The sequence below is a fragment of the Flavobacterium sp. genome, from assembly GCF_027483985.1.
GTDB lineage: Bacteria > Bacteroidota > Bacteroidia > Flavobacteriales > Flavobacteriaceae > Flavobacterium.
Genome location: NZ_JAIXTJ010000026.1, coordinates 1 through 19921 on the forward strand (window position 1 = coordinate 1; position 19921 = coordinate 19921).

Genomic DNA, 19921 nt, shown 5'->3' on the forward strand with positions numbered 1-19921 from the left:
ATTGCTTTTTATCTTTAAAATCGTATAATAATCTTTTCTTGAGGTCTTTTTAAAACCGAGTGCAAATATACAACGATTTTTATTACTTGCAAGTAGTTTTTTAAAAATATTTTAATTTCTATTTATTATCTTTGCAACCTTAAAAATATACTATTATGTTTCACAGAAATATCAAACTAATTTTAACTGGTTTAATCTTTATCGCTGCGATATGGCAGTTTACTGAAAGCAATATCGGAAATGGAATTTTTCTTATCCTATTGTCCTTGATTCCGTTGTTTCTTTATTTTAGAAATGAATTTATTTTACTGGCTTTTTTACAATTAAGAAAACAAAATTTCCCTGGAGCAAAAGCTTGGTTAGATAAAATTAAAAATCCGGAAACAGCTTTAGTTCAAAAACAACAAGGTTATTATAATTACCTAAACGGAATTATGTTATCGCAAACCAACTTAATTCAAGCAGAAAAATATTTCAAAAAAGCTATCGAATTAGGATTGAATATGGATATGGATTTGGCTGTTGCAAAACTAAATTTAGCTGGAGTTGCGATGTCAAGAAGAAGAAAACTTGAAGCTACCAACTTAATTGCAGAGGTCAAAAAATTAGACAAACAAGGAATGTTAGCCGATCAAATTAAAATGATGAAGGAACAGATGAAGAAGATTTAGTGTTCAGTTTTCGGTTATCCGTTTTCGGTTATCAGTTATCAACGTTCAGTTATCCGTTTTTGGTTGGCAAGTACTTAAATAAAAAAGTTCGCAGTTTTTGCGAACTTTTTTTATGTTTAAATCTTTGTGCCAACTGAAACACTGATTACTGAATACTTAATATTAATAACCTTGCGTTGGTATTTCTATAATATACTTTTTCTTTGCAGGATTACTTAACTTTTTATCTCTTAACCAAGGATTGTGAATTTTTAAAATCTTGTAGTTAATTCCTTGTGACTTGGCAAAAGTTGCTAAATCGGTTATCGAGCTGTCGACTTCAATAGTTTTTGTTGGAATGTTATCATACAACTCGTGTTTCGCTACCTCAAAACCATATAAAGTTGGGTTTTTCATAATTTCTTTTAAAGCTAAAATTCTGAACACGTATCTTGAGGTTTCATCGGTCAATAACAAATCATAATAATCTGAAACTTTTTGCTCCACAATTTTGTTGTTAATTCCTGACATACCACCATTGTAAGATGCAGCAGCAAGTGTCCAATTTCCAAATTTTTCTTTGGCTTTTAACAAGTACTTACACGCAGCTTCGGTTGATTTTTGCAAATGGTAACGTTCGTCAATACCTTCGGTAACTTCCATTCCTTTTTCTTTGGCCGTATCGGGCATGAATTGCCAAACACCTCTTGCTCCAGCAGATGACACTGCGTTGGTCAACGAACTTTCAATCACGGCTAAATATTTAAAATCATCTGGAACACCATATTGTTTTAATATAGGTTCGATGATTGGAAAAGCGCGGTTAGCTCGTTTTATAATTAATATGGTTGAAGAATGTAAATTAGCATTAATCAATAATTCTCTATCAAATCGTTCCTTGACATCAGCAATTTGTAATGGCGCTCGTTCACCTGCAAAATCTACCGTACTTGGAAAATATTGTGACGTCTTTTCGCCTAACTCCTTTTCTCTAGTTGTTCCTGAAATTGCAAAAATAAATAATCCGCTTGCGAAAATCATAACAACGGCAATTCCAAACATTTGAATCTTTTTCATTTTCTGAGTAATTTTATTAAGTGACAAAACTACAAAAATCGAGCCGCAAATTATTATTTATCCAAAATGATTTTAGGCAAATTAGCATTAAACCATCTGTATTTACTAATAATCATTGCGTGCGTTCCTCCTTTCACATTTATAAAATTTTTAATGTTTTTAGAAGGAAAAACCTCATCAGCATCTCCGTGAATATGAATGATTTCGGCATCAATTTTAGTTCTACTCCAACACACCATTTGCTCAATTGCCCAATCTAAATAAATTTTGTCGCGCATGTGCAAATACTTCTCATATAACTTTAGTTTTCGTTTTAAAGTATCGCCAAAAGCATATTTCACTAATTTTTCGACATCTTGCATCAAGCCTGTAGGCAATAGTTTGTAGGCTTTAGTGGTTTTTGCAATCTTCATTCGCCTTGGCAATTCCACATTAGATTTCACACTCGAAATAATGATTACCTTTTTAAGATTTAAAAAAGCTTTCATTTCTTGAACCAAAACGCCTCCGAAAGAAACACCTATTAAAACGGCATTATCGTGTTTAACATCTTCTGCCATTCTTTTGGCATAATCTACTAAAAGCTCATTAGATTCGGGCAAAAACCAACTTAACAAATGCACTTCAAAAACATCCTTAGGCAAATCAATTAATTCAAATATTGTTGGACTTGCTGCTAATCCTGGCATAAAATAAACGTGTGTCTTACTCATAATTTAACTTAATTCAGTGGCTTTATCCATATTTTATTCCGAAATTTGCATAAAATTAATTTATTTATCCCACTTATACATGAACTCAGAGTTAATTTTAGAAAAAATGGAAATTAAAGACAATACCTTCGCTAGACAGTTTGAAACTTTGGTAGATGGAAAATTGGTTTCTGTTGAATATTCGTTTCAAGAAAAAAAGATTTTCTTAACTAGAATTAATGTTCCGGAAGGATTTACCGATGAAAATTTTATTACTGATTTATTAAAAAACATTATGGAAATTGCCTACGAACGCAAGTTAAAAGTGGTTCCGATTCTACCAAAAATTGCTTTGTTTTTCAGAAAAAATGTAACCTACAGAGATTTATTACCTCCAGGTATCAAAATATAATTTGAATTTCCAAAAAAGATAAAATCCCAAATTCTATATACACTAGTAGAATTTGGGATTTTTTAGTTATTTTTATGCAATGAATGCAGAAGAACTTAACCTCAACATTATTTCTTTTTTTGAAGAAATCCCAAAATATTATGGTTGCAAAACCGAAATTACAGAAGGATTATTTTCAGATTTAGAAGTATTGGATGCCAACCTTACCACTTGGAATTTATCTGAATTTGATTTAATTCGCTCTGCCTATCGCAATAACGGCAAACGATTTATGTTTGAAGGTTCTTCAATGTACTACGAAATTTCGGGTGAACGCATTGTTGGTTTTAAACAATCTGGAAGAAACAAATTTGAATTCATCGAACAATACAGCGCAACCGTTTTTAGAATTACAAAATTAAGATTTCACTACAACTATTAAATAGTCTACAATAAGCAAATTTTATTGTTATTTTATCAAAATTATTATTTAAAATATAAGAAATCCATTTGATAAAAATAAAATTAGTATCTAATTCTCATTTTAAAAATTCTTGGCATCAAATTTGAATGGTCAAAATTTGTAAATAATTCGCTTAGTAAATCCGGAATACTAAAAGTTATTTAAAGACAAAAAATCAATCTTTAACATTTTAAAAATTTAATTAAATGAAAAATTACCCTTTTTATTTAAGTGTATTCCTATTGCTTTTATTCAGCAATTGCAAAAACGGATCAAGCTCAGAAAATTATGCCACAGATACAACATCGGTAGCAATTGAAACCGATTTAAAAATCGAATCTATCGAAAATGAAAACAAAGATTCTAACTCAGAAAGTTATGCCGAACTAGAAGAAAATCCCTTTGAATCTCCAAAAAACAATCCGCTATCAACCTTTTCTATTGATGTTGATAATGCTTCTTACACCAACATTAGAAGATTTATAAACAACGGACTGAAAGTTCCAAAAGATGCTGTTAGAGTTGAAGAAATGATGAATTTTTTCAAGTATACTTATCCGCAACCTACCGATAATCATCCGTTTTCTATCAATACTGAATACAGCGAAAGTCCTTGGAATGAAAAACACAAATTATTAAAAATTGGTTTGCAGGGAAAAAATATTCCGATGACTAATTTACCTAAATCTAATTTGGTTTTTCTAGTCGACGTTTCGGGTTCGATGAGTGATGACAACAAACTTCCATTATTAAAAGAATCAATGAAAATTTTGGTCAAAGAACTCCGAAAAGAAGACAAAGTTTCTATTGTAGTTTATGCTGGTTCTGCTGGCGTTGTTCTAGAACCAACCTCAGGATTAGAAAAAGAAACCATTATGGATGCTTTTGACGATTTGCAAGCTGGAGGAAGTACTGCTGGCGGAGAAGGAATTGAATTGGCCTACAAATTAGCACAACAAAACTTTATAAAAGAAGGAAACAATCGCGTAATTATTGCAACTGATGGCGATTTTAATGTTGGCGCTTCTTCTGACGATGAGATGATTGATTTGATTGAAGAAAAAAGAAAATCAGGTGTTTTTCTAACCGTTTTAGGTTTCGGAATGGGAAATTATAAAGACAGTAAAATGGAAATTTTAGCCGATAAAGGCAACGGAAATTATGCTTACATTGATAACATTCAAGAAGCCAATCGATTTTTGGGAAAAGAATTTAAAGGTTCGATGTTCGCCATTGCCAAAGATGTAAAAATCCAAATTGAATTCAATCCAAAACACGTTCAAGCTTACCGATTAATTGGTTATGAAAATAGAAAACTGAAAGCGGAAGATTTTAAAAATGACGCGATCGACGCAGGCGAATTAGGAAGCGGACACACCGTTACTGCTTTATATGAAATAATTCCGGTTGGTGTTGAAAGTAGCTTCACTCCTTCTGATTTGAAATATACTAAAGTAAAAAATGACGAGGTAACTTATAATGAAGAATTAGCCACAGTAAAATTTAGATATAAAAAACCTGACGGAGAAAAAAGTGTTGAACTAATTCAAACCATACAAAATCAATCAGTTGCATTAGTTAATAGTTCTAAAGATTTTAAATTTAGTAGCGCTGTGGCTTGGTTTGGATTGAAATTACGAGATTCAAAACTAATAGCTAATGCCTCAACTTCTGAGATAAAAAAATTAGCAAAATCAGGATTAGCCTCGGACGAAGAAGGTTATAAATCAGAATTCCTACGTTTGGTTGAGTCCGTCAATTAAGTTATTTGTAAAAAAAGAAACCCTGAAAACAGCTATTTTCAGGGTTTTATATTTTTAAGCTTCAATGTTTATAAATTCCATTCTCACACTTCCATCTTCGTCTATTCTTGTCAAGTTGATTTCGTGCAAAGTATTTACTAATTCAGGATTCCAAGGCGTCTTTACTTTTACATAATTCTCTGTAAAACCGTGAATGTAACCTTCTTTATTTTCACCTTCAAACAAAACTGTTCGGTTGGTTCCAATTTGACTTTCGTAAAAAGCACGGCGTTTTTTTACCGACAATCCGCGAAGCATTTTACTTCTTTTTGCTCTCACATTCATTGGAACCACTCCATCCATAGTTGCAGCTTCCGTATTATCTCTTTCGGAATAGGTAAAAACGTGTAGGTACGAAATATCCAATTCGTTTAAAAAATTATAAGTTTCTAGGAAATGTTCGTCCGTTTCACCAGGAAAACCTACAATGACATCAACACCAATACAAGCGTGTGGCATTACTTTTCTGATATTTTCAACTCGATCAACATAAACTTCTCGTTGATAACGACGTTTCATTTTTCCCAAAATTTCATTACTTCCTGATTGCAAAGGAATGTGAAAATGAGGTACAAAAGTTCTGCTTTTTGAAACAAAATCAATGGTTTCGTTTTTCAATAAATTAGGTTCGATAGAAGAAATTCTTAAACGTTCTATTCCTTCAACTTCATCAAGAGCTTTTACTAAATCAAGAAATGTGTGCTCGTGTTTTTTATTTCCGAATTCACCTTTGCCGTAATCGCCAATATTTACGCCAGTTAAAACTATTTCTTTAATTCCTTGTTGTGAAATTTCATAGGCATTTTTCAATACATTTTCTAAAGCATCACTTCTAGAAATTCCTCTCGCCAATGGAATGGTGCAATACGTACATTTGTAATCGCATCCATCTTGCACTTTAAGAAATGCACGCGTTCTATCACCAATAGAATAACTTCCTACATAAAAATCGGCTTCTTCAATTTCGCACGAATGCACTTCGCCCATATCATTTTTGGACAAATCATTAATATAATCGGTGATTTTAAATTTTTCTGTGGCACCAAGAACCAAGTCAACACCATCTACAGCAGCGAGTTCTTCGGGTTTTAATTGCGCATAACATCCAACGGCAGCAACAAAAGCTTTATCGTTGAGTTTCATTGCTTTTTTGACAATTTGCTTGAATTGTTTGTCGGCATTTTCTGTAACCGAACACGTATTGATGACGTACATATCTGCGACTTCTTCAAAATCAACTCGTTCAAAACCTTCGTCTTGAAAATTTCTAGCAATAGTTGATGTTTCTGAGAAGTTCAACTTGCATCCTAAAGTGTAGAATGCTACTTTTTTTCTATTTTCCATAAGTAAACCCAATTGATGAAACCTGTCTGCCGACAGGCAGGTCGTTGTCAAAAAATTGAGAGTGCAAAGATAATTAAACAATTAATTAATGAAGCAATTAATTTTCATATTGTTACATTGCTTAATTACTAAATCCGACTACTCTTTTCTATATTTCTTAGTTTCTTCAAAAACGTGTTCGAGAATTCTAGCATCTTCTTCCGAAAATTCTACATTTCGTCTAGCCATTACAATTTTAGCCGTTTGAAAAGCTTTATTGGTTAAGTAAGTTGTAAATCCGGATGCTCCACCCCAAGAAAAACTCGGCACAAAATTTCTAGGAAAACCACTTCCAAAAATATTAGACGATACACCTACAACTGTAGCTGTATTGAACATCGTATTGATACCACACTTACTGTGATCACCCATCATTAATCCACAGAATTGTAATCCAGTTTTTGCAAAACCTTCGGTTTCATAACTCCACAAACGTACTTCTTCGTAGTTGTTTTTTAAGTTTGAATTGTTACTATCAGCACCAATATTACACCATTCACCTAGAACAGCATTTCCTAAAAATCCGTCGTGACCTTTATTAGAATATCCAAAAAGCACTGAATTACTAACTTCGCCACCGATTACTGAATGTGGTCCAACTGTAGTAGCACCATAAACTTTAGAAGATAATTTTACTCTTCCCGATTCGCACAGTGCAAATGGTCCGCGAATAACAGAACCTTCCATAATTTCGGCATTTTTACCGATGTAAATTGGTCCAGTTAAGGCATTTAAAGTTACGAATTCTAGCTTTGCTCCTTCTTCAATGAAAATATTTTCGGCAGCCAAAACATTTACTGATTTTGGAATAGGTTGCGAAATTCTTCCTTCAGTTATTAAATCAAAATCTTCTCTAAGTGCGCTATCATTTTTGGCAAAAATATCCCAAGTATTTTCGACTGTTAGACAATCATCGTTGAACTCTATAATTTCGTAAGTATCAAAATCAACCTCTTCTTGAGAATCGTTAGTATAAAAAGCTATGACTTCATCACCTTTAAATATGGCTTGATTTTGTTCTAGATTTTTGACCATTTCTGATAAAATTTCATTGGGCAAAAACGATGCGTTAATCATCACATTCTCTTCTAATTCAACCATTGGATATTTTTCAGAAAGATATTCTTCAGTTAAAGTTGTGGTTGTATATCCTAAATATTTTTCCCATTTTTCACGAATAGTTAAGATTCCGATGCGTATTTCGGCAACAGGACGCGTAAATGTGAAAGGTAAAAGTGCGTTTCGAACGGTTCCGTCAAAAAGTATATAGTTCATTATTGGTTGCGAATTTAAAGTTGCGAGTTCAAAGTTACAAAAGTTTAGTTCATAAAAAAACCTCCCAAAAAATTGGAAGGTTTTAATAAAATTTGAACTACTAAAAAATTATTTTGCTTTCTTAGCGTATTTGCTATTAAATTTATCAATACGTCCTGCAGTGTCGATAAGTTTAGATTTACCTGTGTAAAATGGATGTGATGTTCTTGAGATCTCCATTTTAAAAACTGGATATTCAACTCCTTCGTGAATGATTGTTTCTTTAGTTTCTACTGTTGATTTAGTAATAAAAACATCTTCATTTGACATGTCTTTAAAAGCAACTAATCTGTAATTTTCTGGGTGAATTCCTTGTTTCATTGTGTAAATCTTTTATTTGTTATGAAGTAGTTTGTTGTGAAGCTTTTAGAATAAAAGGTATCAACTGGCTACGACTTTTAATTATTATTTTATTTTGAGTGTGCAAAAATACAACTATTTTTTATAATTCAAAGATTTAAAGCACTTTTTTTAATTGAATTATATATTCGGCAGTAATTATGGAATTACTATATTTGTGGATTAATTTTAAAGACAATAAAATGAATGAAAATAAATCGGCTGCTAAATCAGGATTGAACTATGGTTTGCTCTTTGGCGCCATAATGATTTTGGAGTTTGTAATTGGTTATGTAATGAATATTGATCCTCAGACAAATCCAACTTATGGAACAATAATCAATGTGTCAAACTTTTTAATTCTTCCATTCGTTTTTATTTATTTAGGTTGTAACAATTACAAAACTAACATAAATGGAGGATTCGTTAGCTTTGGAGAATGTTTAAAAATTGGCGTTACAATATGCGTTATTGCAGGACTTCTATCTGGAATTTTTATGGTAGTTTTTAACCTTATCTTGCCTGAATACATGACGGAAATGTATGATAAAGTTGGTAAAATGATGGTTGAAAAAAATCCTGAATTGACATCAGAACAAATTGAAATGAGTATTTCTATGATAAAAAAATTCTCCCATCCTGCTATATTATTACCTGTTACGGTACTTATGTATGCTTTTATTGGGTTAATTCATTCACTAATAGTTGGTGCTATTGTTAAAAAAGACCGCAATCAAGGTTTCTAAGTAATGAATCTATCTATAATTATCCCTTTATTAAACGAACAAGAATCGTTACCCGAGTTGCATTCATGGATTGTAAAAGTCATGAAAGAAAACAACTATACCTATGAAATTCTTTTTATAGATGATGGTAGTACCGATAATTCTTGGCAAACTATTGAAAATTTATCTAAAGAAAATTCTAATGTAAAAGGCATTCGATTTTTAAGGAATTTCGGAAAATCACAAGCACTTCATGCCGGTTTTGCAAAAGCGCAAGGCGATGTTATTATCACTATGGATGCTGATTTACAAGATAGTCCAGACGAAATTCCGGGTTTGTTTAAAATGGTTACTGAGCAGAATTTTGATTTGGTTTCAGGTTGGAAAAAGAAACGTTACGACTCTGTTGTTTCTAAAAATCTTCCGTCTAAATTATTTAATTGGGCAGCTAGAAAAACTTCTGGTGTTCATTTAAATGATTTTAATTGTGGTTTAAAAGCGTATAAAAATATTGTAATAAAAAACATTGAAGTTTCGGGTGAAATGCATCGTTATATTCCGGTTTTAGCAAAAAATGCTGGCTTCGGAAAAATTGGCGAAAAAATTGTAATTCACCAAGCTCGAAAATATGGCGAATCTAAATTTGGAATGAGCCGCTTTATCAATGGCTTTTTAGATTTAATCACCATTTGGTTTTTGTCGCGATATGGCAAACGACCAATGCATTTATTTGGTGCAGCAGGCGTTTTGATGTTCATCATTGGTTTTTTAGCCACAGGATTTATCATAACTTTGAAACTGATCAAACTATATTCAGGGTTTGAAACCATTTTAGTAACCGATAATCCCTTGTTTTATATTGCCTTAACCTCAATGATTATTGGTTCGCAATTGTTTCTTGCAGGATTTTTAGGAGAAATTATTCTTCGGACAAAAAACAATGAAGAACGCTATAAAATTGCTACTGAGATAAATTTATATTAATACAAAGCGAAATATCGCATTTCAAGATAACATTATGCACATCGAACAAACTATTTTAGATAAAGTCAATGAGTGGTTAACACCGACCTTTGACGAACAAACCCACGATGCTATCAAATTAATGATGACTTCGGCTCCAAAAGATTTGGAAGAAAGTTTTTATAAAAATTTAGAATTCGGAACTGGCGGAATGCGTGGAATAATGGGCGTTGGAACCAACCGAATCAACAAATATACTCTTGGAAAAAACACACAAGGTTTGTCAAATTACATGATAAAATCATTTCCAGGCGAACAGTTAAAAGTAGCAATCGCCTATGATTGTCGTCATAATAGTGATACTTTGGCAAAAGTTGTGGCCGATGTGTTTTCGGCAAATGGCATTCACGTGTACTTATTTTCAGATATGCGTCCGACTCCAGAATTATCTTTTGCCTTAAAATATTTAAACTGTCACGCCGGAATTGTTTTAACCGCATCTCACAATCCACCAGAATATAACGGATATAAAGTATACTGGCAAGATGGCGGACAATTAGTTCCACCACAAGATGGCGAAATTATTGAAGTAATTGAAGCTTTGAATTATAGCGAGATTAAATTTGAAGCCAATAACTCTCTAATTGAATATATAGATGTTGCCATTGATGAAGCCTTTGCAAAATCGACGGTTGAAAATGCAAGTTTTAACACTCCAAAAGAAGCAAAAGAAACCTTAAAAATTGTTTACACTTCGCTTCACGGAACATCAATTAAGTCAATACCAAACGTTTTAGCAAAAGCAGGTTACACTGACGTGAATATTGTTAAAGAACAAGAAGTTCCAAACGGTGACTTTCCTACGGTGAAATCTCCCAATCCAGAAGAACCTGAGGCGTTATCGATGGCTTTGGCTTTGGCTAATGAAATAGATGGTGATATTGTAATCGGAACTGATCCTGATTCTGATAGACTTGGTGTTGCTGTGCGCGATACTGATGGCAAAATGATTTTGTTAAATGGTAATCAAACTATGGTTATTATGACTGCCTTTCTTCTAGAACAATGGAAACGTGCAGGAAAAATTGATGGAAAACAATTTATTGGTTCCACCATTGTTTCTACGCCGATGATGCTTGAATTGGCTTCAGGATATAATGTAGAATGCAAAGTAGGTTTGACAGGATTCAAATGGATTGCTAAATTCATAAAAGATTTTCCGGAATTGAAATTTATTGGTGGCGGCGAAGAAAGTTTCGGATTTATGGTTGGCGATGCTGTGCGCGATAAAGATGCTGTTGGTGCTTGTTTGTTAGTTTGCGAAATTGCAGCTCAGGCAAAAGCAGCAGGAAGTTCACTATATAAAGAATTATTAAATCTATATGTAGACTTCGGATTCTATAAAGAACATCTGATTTCCTTGACTAAAAAAGGAATTTCTGGAATGCAAGAAATCAATCAAATGATGATTGACTTACGCGAACATCCAATGAGTGAAATCAATGGACAACGCGTTGTTTGTATTGAAGATTATGAAAATTCAACTTCTAAAAATATGTTTTCGAATGAAATTGAATCTATCGCAATTCCGAAATCTAACGTATTAATATATTATTTAGAAGATGGCTCTAAAATTTGTGCACGCCCAAGCGGAACCGAACCTAAAATTAAATTCTATTTTAGTGTAAATGCACCTTTAGATACTGTTGCAAATGCCAAAGAAATCGAATCAGAATTGGATACAAAAATTAAAAATATAATCGCAGCAATGCAGTTAAACTAATGGACGAAAATATAAAAAAAATAATTCCTTTTGTAAAACCTTATAAATATCACGTGATATGGAATGTGATTTATAATATTTTATATGCCTTGTTCAGCACTTTATCATTCGTAGCTTTAATACCAATGATGGATGTTTTATTCAAGAAAGAAAATAAAGTACTTGAAGAACCAACCTACACCACCATTTGGAATATTGTAACTTATGGTAAACAGTACTTATATTATCAAATAAACACTTTGTCTAAAAATGACGGTCCGCAATTTGCTTTAATTCTTGTAGTTAGTTTGGTAATCATTACGTTTTTATTTAAAAATTTATTTAATTACTTAGCTTCCAATCATTTAATGCATTTAAAGAATGGCGTTTTAAAAGATTTAAGAACGACTATGTATGATAAAATCATTGGTCTTCCAGTTTCTTATTATTCCGAAAAAAGAAGAGGCGATATTATGGCAAGAATGTTGGGCGACGTCAATGAAGTTCAAAATTCCTTTTTCTCTATTTTAGAATTGGTAGTCAAAGAACCAATGACGATCATTTTCACTATAATAACTATGTTCGCTATCAGCGTAAAACTGACGCTTTTTGTATTCATCTTCATACCTATTTCGGGCTTTATCATTTCAAAAATTGGAAAATCATTAAAAGCAAAATCAGAACGAGCGCAATTTGAAAGTGGTTTTTTAATTTCTATTGTTGAAGAAAGTTTATCGGGTTTAAAAGTTGTAAAAAGTTATAATGCCGAACCTAATTTTAAAGAAAAGTTCAACAATTCGGTTACAAGATTACTAAATTTATCCAACAGTATCGGACGAAAAAATAATTTAGCCTCACCATTTAGTGAGTTTATGGGAATTATTGTAATTGCCGTTTTACTTTGGTTTGGTGGTAATATGGTTTTGGTAGATAAACTACCTAACGGAAAAGAGGTTTTAGAAGGCGCACAATTTTTGATTTATATGGGATTGGCTTATAATATTCTAACACCAGCAAAATCCATTTCGAAAGCGAGTTATTCCGTTAAAAGCGGACTTGCTGCTGCGCAAAGAGTATTTGAAGTTTTAGAAGTTGAAAACACCATTACCGATAAACCCGATGCCATTAACAAAGAAACATTTGATAAAAATATCACTATTGAAAACATCAACTTTAGATATGAAGAAGAAAACATTTTAACCAATTTTTCATTAGAAATTCCAAAAGGCAAAACGGTAGCACTTGTAGGTCAATCGGGCAGCGGAAAAAGTACAATTGCCAATTTGCTTACTCGTTTTTATGACGTGCAAGAAGGAAGTATAAATATCGACGGAATAAATTTAAAAGATATGACGATGAATTCTTTGCGTCAAATGATTGGTTTAGTGACTCAAGATTCTATTCTTTTTAATGATACCATAAAAAATAATATCTTAATTGGTAAACCCAATGCTACCGATGAAGAACTTATTGCAGCGTTGAAAGTGGCGAATGCTTATGAATTTGTAAAAGATTTACCAAATGGTATTGAAACCAACATTGGAGATGCTGGTGGAAAATTATCTGGTGGACAAAAGCAACGTATTTCTATTGCGCGTGCGGTTTTAAAAAATCCACCCATAATGATATTGGATGAAGCAACATCAGCATTGGATACTGAGAGCGAGAAATTCGTGCAAGTTGCTTTAGAAAATATGATGCAAAATAGGACTTCGGTAGTTATTGCACACCGACTTTCAACCATTCAAAAAGCAGATAAAATTGTCGTGATGCAAAAAGGTATCATCGTTGAGCAAGGCAATCACGAAGAATTGTTGGCTAAAAACGGAATGTATTCTAAGTTGGTTTTGATGCAAAGTTTTGAATAATTAAATAATTTTAAACGATGAAAAGAGAGTATATTATTGGTTTATTCCTAATTGTTTTTATTTCAATTGTTTTAATTAGTAGCTATGCTTTCAGCGAACAACTAGTGGAGGAATATCTTTTTAAGTTTATTGTGGTTTGGCTTCTTCTTGCCATCTATGTTGGGCAATATTCAATGAAATTTCCTAAACGTTTTTAAATGTATATTAACAATCCAAATATCACACTTCCAGAAGATCCAGATACGGTAGTTTGGAAGTATTTGGACTTATCAAAATTTCTAGATTTACTTTTGTCTAGAAAATTATTTATGTCGCGATCGGATAAATTTGAAGACCAATATGAAGGAACTTTTAGCGAACCCACATTTGAAGAAATAAAAAAACTTGCTGCAAACAATCCCGAATTTTTAAGTTACTATAAATCACATCGTGAAAAAGTAGTCATTAGTAGTTGGCACATCAATGAATATGAATCCTTTGCAATGTGGCAAATTTTCACTCAAAACAGTGAAGGTTTGGCAATTCAATCTACCATTGGAAGGCTTCAAAAAGCATTAGAAGTTGAAAAAGATTTCAATCAATATATAGGTGAGGTTAATTATATTGACTACAAAAAAGAATACATTCCGTTTGACGATATGTTTTTCCCTTTTCTATTCAAACGAAAAAGTTTTCAATATGAACGCGAAGTGCGAATCATTGCCGATTTATCACAACAAGAACTAAAAATAAACGACGGATTGAAAATTGAAGTTGACATTGATCAATTGATAGAAAAGATTTACATCCATCCAAAATCGGAAAACTGGTATAAAAAGTTAGTTATTGAGTTGGTTGAAAAACTCGGATTTGACTTTGAAATAGAAAAATCAGATTTAGAAAGTGATATATTAATTTAACATACGTTTCGGTCAGTTTTTTCTTAATAGTGTTTTGGAATTAATTATTTTTACAACGCAATCAATTTTGAAACAACGTGAAAATCAATTTTTATAAGCCAAAAAACAAAATCCTTCAAGACTATATTGAAGGCTATTATTTCTTGACCAATTCAAAAGAAGATTTACCAATCGAATATTTTACCTTCCCAAATAATTATAGCATTGTTTCGATTATGCAAAATGCAGAGGTTTTATATGCAGAAAATCAAGGAATTATTAAGGAGAAAAAAGGTAATCCATTGAGTTCCGATTTGATTTGCCATTACAAAAAGCCAATAAAATTAAGCTACGAAGGCGATATTAATGAACTTACTTTTTATTTCAAACCACTCGGATTGAATGCTTTTTTAGACAAATCTTTATGCAATTATACCAATAATTTCTTTTCAAATTTCATACCTTTTGATGATTACGCAGAACGTTTTAGTGCCATTTTAAATGAAAAAGAAACAAACAAAAAAATTGATTTAATAGAAAATTACTGGTTATCAAAACTAAAAGCATTTCAGCATCCTTTTTTAAACGAGGTTATTGCTGATCTTAAAGATTTAGAAAAAGACTACTCCATAGCAGATTTAGCAAAAAAACACCATACTTCACGTCAAAATCTCACAAAGCATTTTGAAGCCAATTTATGCAAATCACCTTCTGATTTCAAAAAAATTCAACGTTTTAGAGAAGCTTTAAAGAACAAAATGAGTAAAAAATCTACTGATAATTTAACATCATTGAGTTATGATTTGTTGTTTTACGACCAATCCCATTTGATAAAAGATTTTAAGTCACTAACAGGTTTGACTCCGAAAAACTTTTTCAAAAATATTTCATTGCAAGAAGATGGCGAAGTGAATTGGTTATTTGTTTAAGTTTACATTTTTACAATTTTTAAAAAATTATATCGACTACTTTTACTAAAATTAACCAATACATTTTTGAATTATGATTAATCTAATTGTAAAAATCGTTGTTGCTACTTTAACCTTGGTAGTTAGTTGCTTGTTTTAAGTTTAATTTAAAAGCTAGCTGAAGCACATCATATTCAAAATCATTCCTTTATTTTTGAATAGAAAACTTCTATGATGTTTAATTTTTAAATTTGAAATACCTTATGAAAACAATAGCACTCTTATTGCTTGGAATTCTTTTGACTTCGTGTGGCGAAAAATCTAAAGCTAACGAAAATTCAAAAAACGAAAAACTTGTAAAAACCTATTTCGAACATTTCAATAATCACGATTGGATAAAAATGGCTGAAATGTATACTGAAACAGCCGATTTTAAAGATCCATCCTTAGGTAGTGGCGTCGTTAAACAAGCACAAATGCAAACTATTGCTAAGTATACTGCACTCAATAAAATATTTCCAGATTTGAAGGATGAAGTAAAAACAGTATATCCATCTGGAGAAAATCATATCATTGTAGAATTTATATCTACTGGAACTGCTCCAGATAATACAAAATTTGAGTTGCCAATTTGTACCATTTTCACCATCGAAAACGGAAAAATAACTAAAGATTTCACTTATTATGACAATTTTGAAGAGTAATTAATTTATGAAAAAAGCACTACTATTTATCCTACTATCCTCACTAGGATTTGCACAAACAATCAAAGATCCTGATACATTTTTGATTCCAAATAAGGATAATTTACCCAAAATATTTTTGGTTGGAACTTTTCATTTTGAATACTACAACAAAGATGCCTACAAAGTCAATAAAGACCAACAAGTAGATATTTTATCTGATCAAAAACAAAAGGAACTAAAAGAATTACTTGATTATATTGCTAAATTTAAGCCTACAAAAATTTGTATTGAAGCGCCTGAAAAATGGGATGCGATGGGCAAATACAAATCCTATAAATCTGGTAAAACTGTTTTAGGAAAAGATGAAATTCAACAAATTGCCTTTCGATTATTGGAACGATTTAAGCTAGATACTGTATATAGTGTCGATGCAAAAGCGGTGTATCAAGATTTGATGGAAAGTAAAGATTCCACAGTTATCAATCCGTATTTCGAAAGAATCTTTAAAGATTATACTTTTAAATCAAATCCCGAATATAAAAAATGGATTGAGTATGAAACTGAAATGAATCTGAAAACACCGTTATTGGATTATTTTAAATACTTCAATTCCGAAAAAAGATTTTTAAGAGATTACGGATTTTATTTAACCGAAGATTTTAAAAACGGAAAATTCGAAGGTGCTGATGCTTTAGCCACTTATTGGTATAGCAGAAATTTAAGGATTTTCAGAAACATTCAAAGAATAACGACTTCACCTAATGATAGAATTTTAGTATTATTTGGAGCAGGTCACATATCGATCTTAGACCAATTATTGAAATGTTCCACCGAATATGATTATATTAAATTTAATGATTTAAAATAAAACTGATGAAAAAAGCACTATTATTTCTACTAATCGGTTTAACCTCATTCGCGCAAACTAAAAACGAAAAAATCAAAATCATCCTGATGGGAACGTTTCATTATGGCGCCACTGGAGACCGAAATTCCACCAGTTTTAAAGATTTATTTTCAGAAAAAAGACAAAAAGAATTGGATTTTATCACCTCAAAACTAAATGCTTTTGGTGTGAAAAAGATTTTTGTGGAAACTGATTTTCGCCAACAAAAAAAATCGGATAGTTTGTATGATGCCTACAAAAATGGAGTTTTAAAAGATTCTGTTTTATTGCGACGTGAAGAAGTGCAAGTTGCTTTTAGGCTAGGAAAAATAAACAACCTTCCAATTATTGCAGCTGATAATCGACAAGACTTAGATTACAGTCCGATGAACGAATATGAAAAAAAGCACAAAGATGACAAGCCTAATCCCGATTCGTTTTTTGAAGTTCCGTATCCGTTTACCGAGAAATTGAAAAAACTTTCAGAAACGCCTCTACCCGATTATTACATCCAGTTGAATTCGCCTTATGCGCGCCAAGCCAATCAATATGACTATTTGCATTACGCAATGGCTTATGGTGAAAAAGACGATTTTACAGGCGAACAATTTACCTTATCGTTTTATGACCGAAATTTAAAAATTTATAACAATATTCTTCGCTCTATTGATATTAAGAAGGATAAAGTAATCTTGGTATTATTTGGTGCTGCTCATACCAATATCATCCGACAATTTTTTGTAAACCATCCCTATTTTGAAATTATAGAACTGGAAACCGTCTTTAAATAATTTGTTTTTAACAAAACTAATTTTACTTTTGGACAGAATATTATTTCAAAAAATAAGAAAAAATGCACCCCATTCTTTGCAAAAATTGCGAACATACATTTGACGGAAACTTTTGTTCTAACTGCGGTCAAAAATCAACTGTTGGCGAACTAAAAATGCACGACTTTTTACACGAATTATGGCATTCAGTAACCCACACCGATAGTGGAATTTTAAAACTTATAAAAGATTTAGTTCTTCGTCCAAAAAGTGTTTATTCGGGTTATTTTTATGGTAAACGAAAGACCTATTTTAGTCCAGTTACATTTTTTCTTATCGCAGCCACGCTTTTACTTTTAATTGGAGACAAAATATATGACTACGAAGATTATGTGCGACTTGCCGATAATCCGAATGGTTATAATGAAATGGGACGTTATGTCTTTGATATGACTAAATTTAAGACCTTGATTCTTTTACCGTTTCAAGTGCTTTTGATTTGGATTTTTTATCATAAACGATTTAATTTAGCCAAAATAATAGTCTTCTTTTTATACTTTCATGGACTGATTTTTGTAATTCAAATACTTATTGCTCCTGTTTATTTTATATTTATTTTACACAAAGAATTGCTTGATTCTATTGTTGCAATCACCACTTTTATTGTACTTTTTTGGCACCTAAATTTAGTCTTCGGACAGAAAAATTGGAAAACTTATCTTTTAAATTTTATCCTTTTGAATGCCTTTCACATCATAAATTATCTTATCATTTTTTATTTACTTTATGGTGCCACACTTTTTGAACAAACAAAAACGAATACTATTTTTGGCTTTATACGCGAACTATATAAACTATAACCATGCACCATCATCTTTGTAAAAACTGCGAACATACATTTGAAGGAAACTTTTGTTCTAATTGTGGACAAAAAACCAATACCAAACGATTGGATTGGAACTACATTTTTGATGAGTTAAAATATACTTTTCTCCATTTAAATGGTGGTTTACTTTATACTTGCAAACAACTGCTTGTAAGACCTGGTGATATGGTTCGGGAATTTATAGAAGGTAAACGAGTAAAACACTACAAACCTATTTTATTAGTATTTGTTTTGGCGGGTATCACAACACTTTTATTGCACTACAGCGGTGATATGGAAATACTTGCACAGTTAAAGCCGCAAAAAAACAATCCGTTTAATCCAAAAGTTTATGCAGATATACTATCTAAATATTACACTTATATTCAGTTGGCATCGATACCAATAATTTCGTTATGCACTTGGCTTGGCTTTAAAAAATGGGGTTACAACTATATTGAAAATATAATTATTAATTCATTTGCTGTAGCGCAATCATTATTATTAGGAATACTAATTACACCAATAAAGAATTTATGTATTGGTACTTCTGGATTTTTTATAATTACTACCGTTCTAAGTTTATTTACTATTGCGTTCCAGATTTGGTTGTACCTGCAACTTTATAAAAGCAGAGATTTAGGTTTTCTGATTCTGAGAATGGTTTTAAGTGGAATAATATTTGTAGTACTATTTTTATTAGCGATAGTTCTTGGTGTGGTAATTGGATTTTCGGTTGGTATTCTAAAACCTTAGATCGGATTGTATTCCACCACCTTTAAATCTTTGTCTAATAAATCAACAAAGTAATAATGAATTTTGTCTTCTTTGTCGAAGGCTCCGTTTTTGTTGATGTCTTCGATGGTTCTGAAATACAATCTGTTAAGTGATTCTATAACACTCCAATCGATGAATTCGTGAAATTCTACTGATAATTTTTTAAAGTTGCTACCATCAATCGCGCTGATGTACAAATCTTTAATGTCATTGCTGTCAAGTTTTCCGTCTTTGTTAGAATCCATATCCTCTAAAACATAAACTAAAAACTGCTTTTTGGTTTTGTCTGCTATCGATTTTAAATAAGTTACTCGTTCGATTAAAACTGGTTTATTGGTTAAAATAGTTAAAGAATCCTGACCAACTTGCTTGAACTTTATATTACTTAAATACCCTGTAATTTCATATTCGTTAGAATTAGAAACCACAAAACTTTCTCGTTCTGAACTTGAATATTTAGCTTTTGCAGTTCTATTCTGAACCGCAAACTCACCTATTGGAAATAATAAAACCGAAGTTCCTTCCATTTGTACAGGTAAATCAGCTACTAATATTTTTGAAGTATCTGCTTTAGCTTGAGGTTGTTCTTTAGAGCTGTTTTCATAAATCACTTTAGGTTTTTCTGCTTCTTCTTTGCAACTAACAAAAAGTGTGATTAAGACAAGAACGCTATATTTTAAGAAATTTTTCATTGGAACAATTTTAAATCGGTTTTCAAAGAT

General features: G+C 31.7%; 21 protein-coding genes. 15 read left to right on the top strand and 6 right to left on the bottom strand.

Going from position 1 to position 19921, the window contains the following annotated elements; all coding sequences use genetic code 11:
- Positions 1–155 precede the first annotated feature (155 nt).
- Entirely contained in the window at positions 156–671 is a 516-nt protein-coding gene (locus Q0050_RS07645) for a DUF2892 domain-containing protein (RefSeq protein ID WP_298393898.1), read from the top strand.
- Positions 672–833: 162 nt separating this feature from the next.
- On the opposite strand, the gene Q0050_RS07650 is transcribed toward Q0050_RS07645, so the two are convergent.
- Positions 834–1727, bottom strand: coding sequence for a lytic transglycosylase domain-containing protein (locus tag Q0050_RS07650; RefSeq protein ID WP_298393900.1), 894 nt, complete (start codon positions 1725–1727; stop codon positions 834–836).
- Positions 1728–1780: 53 nt separating this feature from the next.
- Complete coding sequence (locus tag Q0050_RS07655; protein WP_298393902.1) at positions 1781–2440, bottom strand: alpha/beta hydrolase; 660 nt, start codon at positions 2438–2440, stop codon at positions 1781–1783.
- Positions 2441–2546: 106 nt separating this feature from the next.
- Between Q0050_RS07655 and Q0050_RS07660 the strand changes: the two genes are divergently transcribed.
- The 3 genes from Q0050_RS07660 (at position 2547) to Q0050_RS07670 (ending at position 5036) form a co-directional block, all read left to right on the top strand.
- Complete coding sequence (locus Q0050_RS07660; RefSeq protein ID WP_298393904.1) at positions 2547–2831, top strand: N-acetyltransferase; 285 nt, start codon at positions 2547–2549, stop codon at positions 2829–2831.
- Between the two features lie 79 nt (positions 2832–2910).
- On the top strand, positions 2911–3252 hold the full coding sequence (locus tag Q0050_RS07665) for a hypothetical protein (protein ID WP_298393906.1): 342 nt from the start codon (positions 2911–2913) through the stop codon (positions 3250–3252).
- A 227-nt stretch (positions 3253–3479) separates the two neighbouring features.
- A complete protein-coding gene (locus Q0050_RS07670; RefSeq protein ID WP_367277160.1) occupies positions 3480–5036 on the top strand; it encodes a von Willebrand factor type A domain-containing protein in 1557 nt (518 codons plus the stop codon).
- Between the two features lie 54 nt (positions 5037–5090).
- On the opposite strand, the gene mtaB is transcribed toward Q0050_RS07670, so the two are convergent.
- The 3 genes from mtaB to Q0050_RS07685 form a co-directional block, all read right to left on the bottom strand.
- Complete coding sequence (mtaB, locus tag Q0050_RS07675) at positions 5091–6419, bottom strand: tRNA (N(6)-L-threonylcarbamoyladenosine(37)-C(2))-methylthiotransferase MtaB (RefSeq protein WP_298393908.1); 1329 nt, start codon at positions 6417–6419, stop codon at positions 5091–5093.
- 138 nt (positions 6420–6557) lie between these two features.
- Positions 6558–7733 (bottom strand): GlmU family protein, encoded by a 1176-nt coding sequence (locus Q0050_RS07680; RefSeq protein WP_298393910.1) that lies wholly within the window; start codon positions 7731–7733, stop codon positions 6558–6560.
- 108 nt (positions 7734–7841) lie between these two features.
- Positions 7842–8093 (bottom strand): type B 50S ribosomal protein L31, encoded by a 252-nt coding sequence (locus Q0050_RS07685; RefSeq protein WP_298393912.1) that lies wholly within the window; start codon positions 8091–8093, stop codon positions 7842–7844.
- A gap of 221 nt (positions 8094–8314) precedes the next feature.
- On the opposite strand from Q0050_RS07685, the gene Q0050_RS07690 reads away from it, so the two are divergent.
- The 11 genes from Q0050_RS07690 to Q0050_RS07740 all read left to right on the top strand — a co-directional run bounded on the left by Q0050_RS07690 (position 8315) and on the right by Q0050_RS07740 (position 19178).
- Positions 8315–8857 (top strand): DUF4199 domain-containing protein, encoded by a 543-nt coding sequence (locus Q0050_RS07690; RefSeq protein ID WP_298393914.1) that lies wholly within the window; start codon positions 8315–8317, stop codon positions 8855–8857.
- A gap of 3 nt (positions 8858–8860) precedes the next feature.
- A complete protein-coding gene (locus Q0050_RS07695) occupies positions 8861–9820 on the top strand; it encodes a glycosyltransferase family 2 protein (protein WP_298393916.1) in 960 nt (319 codons plus the stop codon).
- Between the two features lie 34 nt (positions 9821–9854).
- Entirely contained in the window at positions 9855–11582 is a 1728-nt protein-coding gene (locus Q0050_RS07700) for a phospho-sugar mutase (protein ID WP_298393918.1), read from the top strand.
- The gene (locus Q0050_RS07705; protein ID WP_298393919.1) at positions 11582–13429 is read left to right on the top strand and encodes an ABC transporter ATP-binding protein; all 1848 of its coding nucleotides are present in this window, start codon (positions 11582–11584) and stop codon (positions 13427–13429) included. Before Q0050_RS07700 ends, Q0050_RS07705 begins: the two co-directional genes overlap by 1 nt.
- Before the next feature lie 197 nt (positions 13430–13626).
- Positions 13627–14328, top strand: coding sequence for a hypothetical protein (locus Q0050_RS07710; protein ID WP_298393920.1), 702 nt, complete (start codon positions 13627–13629; stop codon positions 14326–14328).
- Positions 14329–14405: 77 nt separating this feature from the next.
- On the top strand, positions 14406–15236 hold the full coding sequence (locus tag Q0050_RS07715; RefSeq protein WP_298393922.1) for an AraC family transcriptional regulator: 831 nt from the start codon (positions 14406–14408) through the stop codon (positions 15234–15236).
- 242 nt (positions 15237–15478) lie between these two features.
- Positions 15479–15919, top strand: coding sequence for a nuclear transport factor 2 family protein (locus tag Q0050_RS07720; protein WP_298393924.1), 441 nt, complete (start codon positions 15479–15481; stop codon positions 15917–15919).
- Between the two features lie 7 nt (positions 15920–15926).
- On the top strand, positions 15927–16769 hold the full coding sequence (locus Q0050_RS07725; RefSeq protein ID WP_298393926.1) for a DUF5694 domain-containing protein: 843 nt from the start codon (positions 15927–15929) through the stop codon (positions 16767–16769).
- A 5-nt stretch (positions 16770–16774) separates the two neighbouring features.
- Positions 16775–17578 carry a DUF5694 domain-containing protein gene (locus Q0050_RS07730; protein ID WP_298393928.1) on the top strand — a complete coding sequence of 268 codons (804 nt, stop codon included), beginning with the start codon at positions 16775–16777 and terminating at the stop codon, positions 17576–17578.
- A 62-nt stretch (positions 17579–17640) separates the two neighbouring features.
- Positions 17641–18417 (top strand): DUF3667 domain-containing protein, encoded by a 777-nt coding sequence (locus tag Q0050_RS07735; RefSeq protein WP_298393930.1) that lies wholly within the window; start codon positions 17641–17643, stop codon positions 18415–18417.
- Positions 18418–18419: 2 nt separating this feature from the next.
- Positions 18420–19178, top strand: coding sequence for a DUF3667 domain-containing protein (locus tag Q0050_RS07740; protein ID WP_298393932.1), 759 nt, complete (start codon positions 18420–18422; stop codon positions 19176–19178).
- Here Q0050_RS07740 and Q0050_RS07745 read toward each other — a convergent pair.
- Positions 19175–19891, bottom strand: a complete 717-nt coding sequence (locus tag Q0050_RS07745; RefSeq protein ID WP_298393934.1) for a hypothetical protein — start codon at positions 19889–19891, stop codon at positions 19175–19177. The two genes, Q0050_RS07740 and Q0050_RS07745, sit on opposite strands and share 4 nt — an antisense overlap.
- Positions 19892–19921 lie beyond the last annotated feature (30 nt).